The 12590-nt window shown below is 59.3% G+C and carries 15 protein-coding genes; 9 read left to right on the plus strand and 6 right to left on the minus strand.

Annotated features, from left to right (window positions below; all coding sequences use genetic code 11):
• Positions 1–13 precede the first annotated feature (13 nt).
• From ABCV34_RS03200 to ABCV34_RS03225, 6 genes are all read right to left on the minus strand, one after another.
• On the minus strand, positions 14–1081 hold the full coding sequence (locus tag ABCV34_RS03200; RefSeq protein ID WP_066459622.1) for a cytochrome D1 domain-containing protein: 1068 nt from the start codon (positions 1079–1081) through the stop codon (positions 14–16).
• Positions 1082–1319: 238 nt separating this feature from the next.
• The gene (gene dsbD, locus ABCV34_RS03205) at positions 1320–3275 is read right to left on the minus strand and encodes a protein-disulfide reductase DsbD (RefSeq protein WP_084386798.1); all 1956 of its coding nucleotides are present in this window, start codon (positions 3273–3275) and stop codon (positions 1320–1322) included.
• 33 nt (positions 3276–3308) lie between these two features.
• Positions 3309–4280: a F510_1955 family glycosylhydrolase gene (locus ABCV34_RS03210; protein ID WP_066459623.1), complete on the minus strand. Its 972-nt coding sequence runs from the start codon at positions 4278–4280 to the stop codon at positions 3309–3311.
• A gap of 233 nt (positions 4281–4513) precedes the next feature.
• Positions 4514–4921, minus strand: a complete 408-nt coding sequence (locus tag ABCV34_RS03215; protein ID WP_066459625.1) for a hypothetical protein — start codon at positions 4919–4921, stop codon at positions 4514–4516.
• Positions 4922–4926: 5 nt separating this feature from the next.
• Entirely contained in the window at positions 4927–5286 is a 360-nt protein-coding gene (locus ABCV34_RS03220) for a hypothetical protein (protein WP_298016075.1), read from the minus strand.
• Between the two features lie 17 nt (positions 5287–5303).
• Positions 5304–5741: a cupin domain-containing protein gene (locus ABCV34_RS03225; protein ID WP_066459632.1), complete on the minus strand. Its 438-nt coding sequence runs from the start codon at positions 5739–5741 to the stop codon at positions 5304–5306.
• A 213-nt stretch (positions 5742–5954) separates the two neighbouring features.
• Between ABCV34_RS03225 and ABCV34_RS03230 the strand changes: the two genes are divergently transcribed.
• The 9 genes from ABCV34_RS03230 to ssb all read left to right on the plus strand — a co-directional run bounded on the left by ABCV34_RS03230 (position 5955) and on the right by ssb (position 12450).
• Positions 5955–6641 carry a heavy metal response regulator transcription factor gene (locus ABCV34_RS03230; protein ID WP_066459634.1) on the plus strand — a complete coding sequence of 229 codons (687 nt, stop codon included), beginning with the start codon at positions 5955–5957 and terminating at the stop codon, positions 6639–6641.
• 3 nt (positions 6642–6644) lie between these two features.
• Complete coding sequence (locus ABCV34_RS03235; RefSeq protein ID WP_066459636.1) at positions 6645–8042, plus strand: Cu(+)/Ag(+) sensor histidine kinase; 1398 nt, start codon at positions 6645–6647, stop codon at positions 8040–8042.
• A gap of 54 nt (positions 8043–8096) precedes the next feature.
• On the plus strand, positions 8097–8321 hold the full coding sequence (locus ABCV34_RS03240) for a hypothetical protein (RefSeq protein ID WP_066459637.1): 225 nt from the start codon (positions 8097–8099) through the stop codon (positions 8319–8321).
• Entirely contained in the window at positions 8311–9261 is a 951-nt protein-coding gene (locus ABCV34_RS03245) for an LssY C-terminal domain-containing protein (RefSeq protein ID WP_345798686.1), read from the plus strand. Before ABCV34_RS03240 ends, ABCV34_RS03245 begins: the two co-directional genes overlap by 11 nt.
• Positions 9258–9473 (plus strand): diacylglycerol kinase, encoded by a 216-nt coding sequence (locus tag ABCV34_RS03250; protein ID WP_084386800.1) that lies wholly within the window; start codon positions 9258–9260, stop codon positions 9471–9473. Before ABCV34_RS03245 ends, ABCV34_RS03250 begins: the two co-directional genes overlap by 4 nt.
• Positions 9474–9906: 433 nt before the next feature.
• Positions 9907–10437 (plus strand): JAB domain-containing protein, encoded by a 531-nt coding sequence (locus tag ABCV34_RS03255; RefSeq protein WP_066459643.1) that lies wholly within the window; start codon positions 9907–9909, stop codon positions 10435–10437.
• Positions 10438–10825: 388 nt separating this feature from the next.
• Complete coding sequence (locus tag ABCV34_RS03260; protein WP_345797796.1) at positions 10826–11008, plus strand: hypothetical protein; 183 nt, start codon at positions 10826–10828, stop codon at positions 11006–11008.
• A gap of 90 nt (positions 11009–11098) precedes the next feature.
• Positions 11099–11905, plus strand: coding sequence for a DUF3560 domain-containing protein (locus ABCV34_RS03265; protein WP_345797797.1), 807 nt, complete (start codon positions 11099–11101; stop codon positions 11903–11905).
• A gap of 71 nt (positions 11906–11976) precedes the next feature.
• Positions 11977–12450, plus strand: a complete 474-nt coding sequence (ssb, locus tag ABCV34_RS03270) for a single-stranded DNA-binding protein (RefSeq protein ID WP_345797798.1) — start codon at positions 11977–11979, stop codon at positions 12448–12450.
• Positions 12451–12590: the final 140 nt, after the last annotated feature.

Below are 12590 nucleotides of genomic sequence, written 5' to 3' on the forward strand. Positions count from 1 at the left end.
CTGGGAATGGGGCTTACGGGATGGACCGATAGGTAATGCCGTTGGGATTGGGCCCCACCCGGTATGTGGCGACAACCTCCTGTGTGCTGGTGTCTATCGCGCTGACCGTGTCGTCCTGATTGTTTGTGACAAAGACAAAGCCCCCCTCACTGCTGGCGACAACCCCATGGGCGCCCATGCCCGTGGTCACCGTGGCTTGAACGCTTTGGCTTTTCACATCAATGACAGAGACCGTGTTGTCGGGCTCGCTCTCGCTGCCCTGATTGGCGACGTAAACCTTGCTGCCATCCGCGGTTGTGTATAGCTGGATGGGATTGCGGCCAACCTTTATGCGATTGAGCACCTGTCTGGTGACGGTGTCGATGATCGCCACACTATTTTCATCCCGCAGCGATACATAGACCTGTGCTCCATCAGGCGTAAAGGCAACTTGAACCGGGGCCTTGCCAACAGGGATGCGTGCGGATTCTTTGAGATTTTGGGTATTTATGACGGATACGTTGTTATCGGTGACGTTGGCGACATACAGTTCTTGCCCATTGGGGCTCAGACGCAAGCCGTGAGGAAACGCTCCGGTGGGAATCTCGGCGATGATTTTCTTGTGCTGAATGTCAACGACCGAGACCTGATTGGCCTCGGAGTTGGTGATATAGGCACGATCACCCTTTTCGCTTGTCACAACATGGGCAGGGTGACCGCCTGAAGGCAGCGTCGCCAATGTCTTGTCGATCTGGCCGGCATCGATCAATAGTAATTTGGCGTCGTTACCATCTTCAGAACTGGCGTGCGTATCGGTCTTCTCACCAGCTTGGTCATTGCCCATACCGTGCCCGGCCATACCGGTCATCGCCGGCATGCCAACGGCAAGAACCGTCTTTCCATCAGGGGAGATCTGGACATTATGCGGGATGACGGATACCTTCGCCGTGTGTACGGCGCCGGTACGCAAGGTGATCTCGCTCACGGAGCCGTCGCCTTCATTGGCGCTGTACACAACGCCGTTCGGTAGCGTTGCCGCCTGGACCGCCCCGGCAGCCAGCGTGAGGGCAATCGAAGCAAGAAGAGGGTGTATTTGAAGCATTGTCGGATCTCCGGTTCGAAACGGTTGTAACCATTGAAAGTCATGTCATTGAAAGCAGCAGTGCTGCCCATCGATCACTGTATCGATCCATCCCTGACGGATTGATGACGCGCTAATTACAATCTTGTAATGTGGCGCGATTCACGTGTTTTATCGACATGCGAGGCGTCCCGGCGCCGGGCAGACTGCCCGATGCGCAAGGGTTACGGCACAATGCGACGGTTCTGGAAGAACCCAATCAAAGCGGGATGGCCGAGTCCAGCGACTTCAGGAATTGTTTTGGCGATTGGAAGCCGATGACTTGAAAGTCGATTTCTTTGCCTTTCCTGTCAAAGAAAAGGATCCCGGGAGGCCCAAAAAGTGCAAAACGCTTGAGTAGCGCTTGATCATCCGCATTGTTTGCCGTCACGTCAGCTTGCAGCAGGATGACGTCCTTCAAGCGCCCCCGGACTCGCGGGTCGGTAAAGGTGAAACGATCCATTTCCTTACACGATATACACCATTCCGCCCAAAAATCGAGCATCACGTAACGGCCGTCTGCCGCCTGCAATTGTGACTCCAGGTCAGCCAGATTCTTGATGGGCCTGAATGTAATCTCGGTTGCAGCGCTGCCTGCTGGCGTGGTGGTGTTTACGCTCCTGAGGGCAGCCAAGGGCTGCAGCACATCTCGGCTGCCCGAAAGGCCGCCGATGAGTAGCGCGAGGCCGAGTGTCAAGGCAATGATCCCAATACCTTTTCCGAAACGCATATATCCTGCCGAGCTCGCAGGCAAGGGGTCCAAGGCCCTGAGATACATCGCCGATATGATGAGCAGAATGGCCCATAAGAACAGATGCACCACGGCGGGGATGACTGGGGAGACGAGGTAAATGGCCACGGCCAGCAGGGTCACGCCAAAGAAATGCTGGACGGATTTCATCCAGGGGCCGGCTTTTGGCAGCAAGGCGCCGGCGCTTGTGCCAAAGATCAGGAGTGGCACGCCCATGCCGATGGCGAGCGAGAAAAGCGCCATGCCGCCGACCACGGCGTCACCCGTTTGCCCAATGTACAGTAGCGCACCTGCCAGGGGCGCAGCCACGCACGGCCCCACGATCACGGCAGACAGCACGCCCATCAGAAAGACGCCAAACAGCCTGCCGCCTGGTGTGCGGTTGGCTGCGCGCGTCAGGCGGCTTTGAATCGCAGCGGGCATCTGCAACTGGTAAAAACCGAACATGGATAACGCAAGCAATACAAAGACTGTCGCGAAGCCGCCCAGGACCCACGGGTTTTGCAGATAGGCCGATAGCATCGTACCGGCAAGTCCAGCCGCAATGCCCGCCAGCGTATAGGTCATTGCCATGGCGAGCACATAGACCAATGAGAGGCCAAAGGCCTGGCGTCGCGTGGCGTGGTGGCCCTGTCCGACGATAATCCCCGACAGAATCGGGATCATGGGAAGCATGCACGGGGTGAACGCCAGGATCAGGCCAAAACCAAAGAATGCGGTAACCAGTGCCCACGCATTGCCTTGTGCGAACAAATTACCGATTACGCTGGTCTCTGATAGGCTGGTGTTGGATCGCGGTTCACGGATATCGGTCGCAGCGGCTGGCGCCGTGGGAGCCGTGCGAGTAGAAGCAACGGAGGCATTGGCCTGGGCCAGTGGCACCGTGAGCGTCTTCTCGATGGGCGGATAACAAACACCTGAGGGATCATTGCAACCCTGATAGGATGCGAACAAGGTCAGGGATTGCCGGGCCGCACTGTCAGCCGGCCGGTCCAGGGCAATGACGGCTTCTACGGGCTCGTAATAGACCTCTTCTTCCCCGAAGGTTGGGTCGTCTTTGAGCTTGCCGGAGGGTAACGATGTGCTGGCAATCGTGATGTCCGGAGAATCCGGCAGGCTGAACGCAATCCGGCTACGGTACAAATAATAGCCCTTGGCGGGGGTCAGTGTGGCGACAAGCGTGTTGAAATCCCGCGCCACGACCGAAATCTGAAATGCCTTCTCGGGTGGCAACAGCCCTGGCTCGGAGGACGACCCATCAAAAAGACCGGTTATCGATTTGAAAAGACCTTTTGAAGGGGTGAAGACCTGTGTTTGCGTACTACTAGAGCCAGGCGAAGCGTCACGGGGTGGTTCGTGGCTGGCGCCGTATGCCCACGATGAGACCAGCAAGAGTAGGGTGGCAATCAATCGTGTCACGTTCACAGCAAGCGTCCATCATTCAAAGCATTCTGCGTCTTACTTATCAAGCGTCGTGCCATATTTCGCAATCTGCGTCCAGGTCGCACCACGATCTTGAGTGACATAGGCATTACGTTTGAAGGTGGCGATCGCGAGATCGTCGTGGCGGGCAGGGTTCTGGGCAATGAACGCCACGGCGTCTTCGTCCAGTGCGGGAAGCTTGATCTTTTCATTGGCCTCACCGTCCTTCAGGCTCATGCGAGTCAGCATGGGGGAATTCGCATAACTGCTGACCCAAAGGTGCTCTCCATCCAGATCGAACCACTGCGCGAGCACCTGAGTGTTCCCGACCCGCGGTTCAAAATGGTTGCCTGCATCGCGCGACAGGTACAAGCCGTCGGCAGCGCCCACGGCCACGATATTGGCATCATTGGGGTGCACCGCCAGGCTGTTGATTTTAGTTTTCAGGCCATCGGCGGCTGCCTGCGTCCAGATCAGACCGTCTGTCCGGGTCATATACAGGCCAGGCTGGCGCATCCGGGTGTTGGGACGATAATTCAGAACATAAACCGCATTGGTTTCGTAGCTGGTGGCCAAGGTGTGGAAATCGGACTCGCCTTCCAGGCTCAGTTGCTGCCAGGTTTTACCCGCATCGGTGCTTTTGATGAGACCGAACGGGTTCACCAGATTCGAGCCAGCCGCGGGATGGCCGCTGCTGTAAAGCGCGTCACGGGTGGCCGCGAACCCCATGTAATCATGCTCGGGCCCGGGCATTTTTGCCCATCGTCCTTCCGCATACGCCGCAATGCCGTAATGGCTCGGGATGAACAGCTGTTGACCGTCCGCACTATAGGCAAGCCCGTGCACGTGCGCGAGTTCAACCGGCGCTGTCTGGGCCGAAACCTTTGTACTTTGCGCATCGGCCGTGGCTGGCTGCGTGCCGGCGACTGCGACGCCAGATCCGCCCAATGTCAATAGTGTGGCGAAGCTTGTTGCCGCCAGAGCGGTAAAAATTGTTTTAGAACGCATCACGTGATATCCGTTAGTCCGAAATATTCTTCCATGAGTTTGTCATGGGTCCAGATTGCCGAGGTCACCATGAATGGGCGACAAGCAGGACATTTTATCGTTCCCTTGCTTGCAATCGGATGACGCCTTCATTACAACTTTGTCATGTGAGGGCATACACATACGCATACGGTACGTAGGGGCATACGGCGTGCGCGTGCCCTGCCTTGAACTCCCGGTTTGGGGGCAATGCTTTACGAATACCACCGCAGGAAGGCGGCCGCAGTCAGTGCGACGATAGCCAGCACGGCCAGGGTTTGCCAGACCATCGTGGCGCGTCGGCCCGTGTACAGGTCACGCGCGCGCAGCGATACGGCAATAAGCACAAACGCGGTGATGGCGCACACGATCTTGACGGTCAGCGCCACGATGGCAATGCCGTGAATGTCGGGCAGCTGGCGGTAGAAGTAGAGACTCACCAGCCCAAACAAGGTGCCGCTGGCGATTTGTACTGCCCACCCCGACAAGGTCAGCCACAGTACGCCGCGCTCACGTGCAGGCTGGCCGGTGATCAGGCGATAGAGCGGCGCAGCCACCACGACCACTGCGCCAAAGTTGTGGCCAACCTGGGTCAGCGCGTAGACAAGGTTTTGCCAGTTCAAAGCACTTATCCGACCTGAATGCTGACGCAATCCTCGGCGCCGGTAGCGACGTGAGCCCGGTTGGCCACCTGGATGCAGATGGCGTGCTTTCCTGGTGACAGGTCCATACCGTCGAGCGTGAAACTGCCCTTGAGCTGGCGTGTTTGTCCCACCAGTTCACCGTCCACGTAGACGTGCAGATGGTCCACTTGGGGGCCAGGCGCAGCGCTAAAGACGAGTTCGTCCGGATTTTTAACCTTGAGTGTCACACCATCCTTCAGCGAAGCGGCCGAGACAGCCCCTTCAGCGCCCAGGCTGGGGGCCGCCAGCAGTGCCGATCCCGAGACCAGAGCGGCAAACAATGCTATTACGCGAAAAGATATCATGCGGATTCCAACATTCCTTATTGACCCTTGGGCGTATCCCAGATGACGAAGTCATGGTCATTGCTGTCGGCAACGAAGATGGCCAACAGCTTTGCAGGTTCGGTGTCGCTCGCGTTTTCACTGACAACGTGGTGATCACCCGGCTTTTCGGTCCAGCTCTCGCCCGCGTGAAAGACCATCTCCTGGCCGTCGTTGACCTTGCTGCGAATGGCACCGGACAGGACGTAGGCGAGAATGAATGCAGCGCCGTGGCGGTGTGGTGGAGATTTTACCCCCGGTGCGTAGTCCACTATGACTCCGGTCAGTGATTTGCCCGGAGCGTTTGCGATGGGCTGCTGGAACGCTTGTGTGATGGCCTGGCCCTGCTGAGCAGGCTCGGCCGCCAGGACTGCAGGGCTTGCACTGGCTAGAAAAGCGGCTGCTGAGATTGCCAAGCTTAAAATTCGTATCCTCATTTTCCTTACCTCTTGCTCCTGGCTTCACGTGCTCCGAGCTTGAGGATAGGCGTTTTTTATTGAAAAGGCACATTACAATTTTGTAATCCGTCTGTCATCCTGCTGTCAGTCGCAGGTCAGTAGAGTGTTATATGGGCCCGGACGATGTCGGGTCAGGGTGTTGGCCGCAAGTCGGGTGTGGCACAGAAGCGCGTTGCAGGAGCGATCACCGATATGAAACTGCTCATTGTTGAAGATGAGATAAAAACCGGCGACTACGTGCGTCAAGGCCTGGTGGAATCCGGTTTTGTGGTCGATCTGGCCCGCACGGGTCTGGATGGGCGCCATCTCGCCCTGACGGAACTCTATGACTTGATCATTCTTGACGTCATGCTCCCGGACGTTGATGGTTGGCACATCTTGCAAGCCTTGCGCGAGGCGAAGTTGTGTACCCCGGTGCTTTTTTTGACTGCACGCGATAGCGTAGAGGATCGTGTCAAAGGACTGGAACTTGGGGCCGACGACTATCTGATCAAACCCTTTGCATTTTCGGAACTGCTCGCCCGGGTGCGTACCTTGCTGCGTCGGGGGGCCGCGCCGGTGTTCAATGACCAGTTGCAGGTCGCGGACCTCGTGCTGGACATCCCGCGCAGGCAAGCCCGGCGCAAGGACGTGCGCATCACTCTGACAAACAAGGAGTTCGCGCTTCTGGAGCTTCTGGTGCGGCGCCAGGGCGAGGTCTTGCCGCGCTCCCTCATTGCCTCGCAGGTCTGGGATATGAATTTTGACAGCGACACCAATGTGATCGATGTGGCCATTCGCCGTTTGCGTGCCAAGATCGATGAGGCATTTGAGCCCAAGCTCATTCATACCGTGCGGGGCATGGGCTATATGCTCGACATCGGTGGCAAGGTCGGCTGAACCGTGACGCACCGCCCCGCCTCTCTGGCACTGCGCCTGACTTTGTCCATTGGGGCCGTCATTACGGTGGTCCTGCTGACGTTCGGATGGGTGGTTGAGCGCTCCATCAGCGATCATTTTGCCCAACAGGATGTCGACGAGCTCAACGCGGTCGTTCAGGCCCTGCAGCAATCGTTGTCGGCCTCTCCCATAGACGAAGCGCCAGCAGCGCTTCGGCGCCGGCTGGCCGCTGCCGTGTCGGGACATCATGATGCCGAGTACAGAATATCGGATGCGAGCGGTGCCGTGATCTACGCAACGCCTGGTTCGGCCCTTGACAGGTTTTCCCGCTTGCCACCGTCGGGAAACAAGGTGGATATCGGGTCGGTAAGAATCTGGCAAGATGATGGTCGGACGTATCGAGGGGCGGTCGTACGGCTTGTGCCGCACGCGGCTTCAGCCAATACACCCTGGACCGTTACCGTTGCGACAGGCATCGATTTTCACCTACGCTATTTCCGGAGCTTTCGCGATTATCTGAGGTTGATAACGCTTGCTGCCGCTTTGATTGCCATTTTGGCCATCTGGTTCGCGGTGTATCAGGGCCACGCGCCCATACGACGAATCAGTCGGGAAATGCGGCGCATCAAATCCGATCAATTGTATATTCGGCTCGCACCGGAGGCTGTGCCGGCGGAACTGACGGAGCTTGCGATATCGTTCAATGACATGCTTGACCGCATCGAAAGCGTCTTTCGCAGGCTTTCCAACTTTTCGGCAGATATTGCCCATGAAATGCGCACCCCCATCACCAACTTGATGACTCAAACAGAAGTTGCGCTATCCCAGGTGCGTAGCGTCGAGCAGTATCGTGAAGTCCTGTACTCCAATCTGGAAGAATATGAGCGCATGGCCAAAATGGTGAGCGACATGCTGTTTCTGGCGCAGGCCGATAATAAATTGCTCAAACCGGAAATGGTTGCCGTTGACCTCGCTGACGAAGTGCGCGGCTTGTTTGACTACTTCGAGGCCTGGGCCGAGGAGCGCGCTGTGGCGCTCATCCTGGCCGGCCCGGATGTGTGCGTGCAAGGCGACCGCCTGATGATCCGCCGCGCCTTGAGCAATCTGCTGTCCAACGCGATTCGCCACACGCCGAAGGGCGCCGCCGTCAGGGTCTCGATAAGCGCGACCGATGACACCGGGGTGCTGCGCGTGCAGAACCCGGCATCCGCAATATCGCCCGAACACCTGCCTCATCTTTTTGACCGATTCTATCGGCCCGATAGCTCCAGGCAGCGCGGTGAGGACGGCGCCGGTCTTGGCCTGGCCATCGTCAAGTCCATCGTTGAGGCGCATGGCGGTTCAGTGAGTGCCTCATCGTCGGAGAATCTGATCACATTCGAGATGATATTGCCCACTTGAGGCCGTCTCGAAGACTGAGATCGATCGTAATTAATTCTTGTTGCAGGAGTCGCAATGAAAACAACTTCTCTGGAGCGGAGTCTGCTGAAGGTGTATCGGCAGGCTGTCCGTCAAGATAACTGGATCGTCGCCGAGCATCTGCTGGCCGCCATTGAAGCGTGTGCACCGCCTGAATATGCGATGACCGACGCCGTGGCCGAAGCTTACTTCGCGTTGCTGACCGTCGAGGCGACTCCACCCCAACAAACACCGGCGACAAGATCAATGCCTGGTACTTGACCTTCACTGTCATTTTCAGAAGGCGGCCGCTGCGCTTGTCCTCCTGGTCGGCTTGAGCCGCATCATGCTCGGCGTGCACTATCTGAGTGACGTCTGGGCAGGTTACCTGGTTGGTGCACTTTGGCTTATTGTGGGCATCAGCCTGACGGAATGGCTGAGTGCAGGCGGGCAAATTGCTTGGAATACACCAACCGAACGCCGCCGAAAAACGGCGGCGTTCGGCCTAGTCGCCATCGCGGCCGCCGGGTTCGTTACCTATGTCCACACTCGCACGCTGCCAGCCCCGCCTCCCGCGGCGAAAACAGTCATCCAGGTCAATCGTCCATTGGACGAAATGCTGCGTGCTCAAAAACTTGCGAGCACATCGTCTCTGCTCGGCGCGTCTGAACAACCGCTATCGTTTGCCGTCGTCACACCAAGCGCGGAGGCATTGTCCGCTCTTCTGAGCCGAGCAGGCTGGTTCCCTGCCGACAGTCCGGATCCGAAAAACCTGCTGCGCCTTGCCCGACAGGGTCTGGACTACACCACGGCACCGCTCGCGCCGGCGTTCTGGAACAACCGTGTCAACGATCTGGCTTTCGAACGGCCGATTCAGAATTCGCAGGATAAGGCGGTCGCCACCGTCCGACTATGGCAAACCCCTTTTCGTGTCGGTCCGAACCAGATCTTTGTGGGGGTGGCGCGGACATATGATGGTATCCGCTGGGGCATTCTGCACACGGTCTCGCCCGATGTGGATGCGGCAGCCGAGCGATTCGTCGAATCGCTCAAACAGTCCGGACGACCGCTCACGATCTGCCAACGCGCGTTGACCGCCCCGATGACGGGCTCGTACCTGATGGGCGACCGTTTCTTCACACGGGGACAGCTATGGCTGCTCGATCCGGGTGGCCACACCGATGCCGCAGATATCTGCGGCGCTCACGGGTCGAGGCAATGAAAAACCAGTCGTTCCCGAAAAAAGTCCGCAATGCGCTCTCCGGCATCGGTTTCGCGTGGGCTGAAGAACAAAATTTTCGCGCGCAGGTGGTTCTCGTCGCGGTCGTCTTTGGCGTGTTTTCCATTGTTCGGCCAGCCGCGTTTTGGTGGGCACTTATCGTGCTATGCGTCGCGTTGGTACTCGCTGCGGAGTTGGCGAACTCGGCCATCTAGGCACTGACCGACACCGCCATGAGACCCAGATTTATTGATAACTCGAGGTGCTCTAAAGTCAGACCGTCCTCCGTCCAGTAGCGGCGCTCGCCGCGCGGCCGGTATCCGCTGTCCATCTTCACGGCGCGGGCAGCCATTGCCCTGATCTCGCCGCCTAAAACGCCGACTGTATCACTGTGCTCCTTCCTGCAAGGGGTGTGCTTCGCCGGGTACTCACCCGGTCCCTTCGTCTCTCTTCGTTCTCCTTCGGGCTGCGGCTTGCGTGCCCGCCCCTTTCCGGTCGTCCCTGCGTGATCCAGCGCGGCAAGGCGACGAACTCACGGCAACGGTGGCACTCCGGGCCAGACGTAGGTCTGCGGACACCGCAAAACCTACGAAAGGCTCGGAATCTTCGGCCCCGGTAGCCGGTTAACCCAGAAAGGAGAAAGCACCCATGAAGACGAACAGCATTGCCGCGCTGAGCTATGACAACATGAATGACGCACACCCCCTGTATGTGCGCAGCCCCAACGGCCGCTACAAGCCCGCCACGGATGATCAGATCCTGGCCGCTGGCCGGATCGCGGCCGAAAGCTTGATTCCCGCGACCGACATGATGGGAAATCCGGACCGGGTGGCGCAGTTCTTTCAATCGAAGCTGGCTGGGTTGGGCCATGAATGCGCCGCGTTCCTGTATCTGGACACACAGCTGAAGCCCATCCGATACATTGAACAGGGCAATGGGACGCTGAACCACGCCAGCATCTACCCGCGCGAGATCGTGAAGACGGCGCTTCGGCTCAATTCGGCCGCGCTCATGATGGCCCATAACCACCCCTCGGGTCTGGCTGAACCCAGCCCGGCGGATCTGGCCCTGACGCGGCAGCTGAAGCAGGCGCTGGCCTTGATCGATGTGCGGTTTCTGGATCACATCATCGTGAGCGCCACTGAGACCACGTCGCTGGCCTCGCGCGGGCAGATGTAAGGCATGGGGCAGGGCGGGGATCCGTCCTGTCCTGGTCGCCTGGCTGATTGAGCCTGATCATCGGCCAAGGCGGCAGATGGCATGATCGGTTGATCATGAGGATGGGGGCATTCAGCCGGCCCCTGCCGTGCGTCTGGGGTCGCCCGCCAGGGGCCAGGAAGTAGTGCAGTGCCACAACGACAACACCGACCGGGTCAGGGTGCCCCGGTCGGTGTTGTCATCTGGTGCCGATGGCAAGGGTCTCTGCGGGAATGCGGGCCATGGCCCAGTCAGAGCCCCGAGGGTGCGGGGCTGGGGGCGCTTGCCGCGCGGCTGCCGTGTGGGGTCATCGCTTGGGGATCGGGCCGTGATCCCGTCTTCCGTGACTCCCGCCGCCTGAAACGCCGACGTGTACCACTTCCGCTTCTCTCTGCAAGGGGTGCGCTTTGCCAGGTACTCACCCGGTCCCTGCGCCGGTGGCTTCGGGCTGCGGCTTGCGTGCCTGCCCCTTTCCGCTCTGCGCTGCGTGGTCCAGATCGGCACGGCGACGGAACTCACGGAAGACGGCGGCAAGACCGGAAAACCAGCGTAGACCCCACACGGCAGATTGTCGTTCCGGCTCAAGAATCTTCGGATCCGGTCAGCTGAAAAGCAGTTCAACCCTTGTTTTGGAGATCAGACCATGAACACTTTTGAGGCCAAGCAGGCAGCCCGTACGGCCCGCTATGAAACCTGCGCAGGGCAGGCACATGCGCAATCCGATGCGGTCGCGTCCCAGGCCAGCCGCATGGCCGATGCCATCCCCATGGGCCAGCCCATCCTGGTGGGGCACCATTCGGAACGATCCGACCGCCGGTACCGGGAACGGATCAGTCGAGGCTTTGAAAAGTCTTTCGATCTGCGGAAAAAGGCCGAACACTACGCCGACAAGGCCGCTGCAGTGGGCAAAGGCGGGATTTCCAGCGACGACCCGGCCGCTATCGAGAAACTGCAGGCCAAGCTGGCCAGCCTGCAGGCGATTCAGGAAACGATGAAGGCGATCAATGCCATTTTGCGCCGCCATGCGAAGGCCGGCGCCGATGCGCAGGTGGCCGCCCTGGTGGATTCTGGCCTGACCTACGAAGAACGCGCCCGCGAGCTGGTGACGCCCGACTATGCCGGTCGGACCGGCTTTGCGCCATATCAGCTGCAGAACAACAATGCCAATATCCACCGCCTCATGGCCCGCATCAAGGAGTTGGAATACGCGGCCGAGCGCACCGAGACTGAGCAGGCAGGCAACGGCTATACCTACCGCGAGGATCCGCAGGAAAACCGCGCCATGTTCCTGTTTGACGGCAAACCCGCCAAGGACACCCGCGACGTGTTGAAGCGCCACGGCTTTCGCTGGAGCCCGACACGCAGCGCCTGGGTGCGCCAACTGACGGGTAACGCCCAATGGGCCGCCAAGGATGTGATCCGCCACCTGGACGAATTGAACCAGGCTTGACCACCTTATCCGCCCTGGGCCGGATCCCGGCCTGGGGCATCCCCCCAGACTTTCAATATTGGAGAATCACCATGGCATCATTGAACCGCGCGACCCTCATCGGCAACCTGGGCAAGGACCCGGAGATCCGCTACACGCCTGACGGTGCCGCCGTCTGCAACGTGTCGATTGCCACCACCAGCACCTGGCGCGACAAGGCCAGCGGCGAGCGCCGCGAAGAAACCGAATGGCACCGCGTCGTGTTCTACGGCCGACAGGCCGAGATCGCAGGCGAATACCTGAAGAAGGGCCGTACCGTGTTTGTGGAAGGGCGCTTGAAGACCCGCAAATGGCAGGACAAGGACAGCGGCACCGACCGCTACAGCACCGAGATCATCGCCGACCAGATGCAGATGCTGGGCGGACGGGATGACGGCCCGGCGGGTGAGGCGAAGGCGGCGGCCGCAGCAGGCAGGGCGAAGGGACGTAGTGGGCAGGTTCCGACACGCGCGCCAGCCCCGGCGGCTGGATCCGCCGCGCTGGAAGAGTCGGATATTCCGTTCTGAGAGACTGCATGAGCCCGGCCGGGTGATCCTGGCCCTGTCCCGCATGGCACCCTGGCCCGGCTTTGTCCGGGCCTTGTTGTGTTCTGGCCTGGTGGCTTTTGTGGGCTGCTGCTGGTGGGCCTGGTGGTGGCCATTCTGGA

Origin of the sequence: Castellaniella sp. MT123 (assembly GCF_039614765.1) — a bacterium.
Taxonomy (GTDB): domain Bacteria; phylum Pseudomonadota; class Gammaproteobacteria; order Burkholderiales; family Burkholderiaceae_B; genus Castellaniella.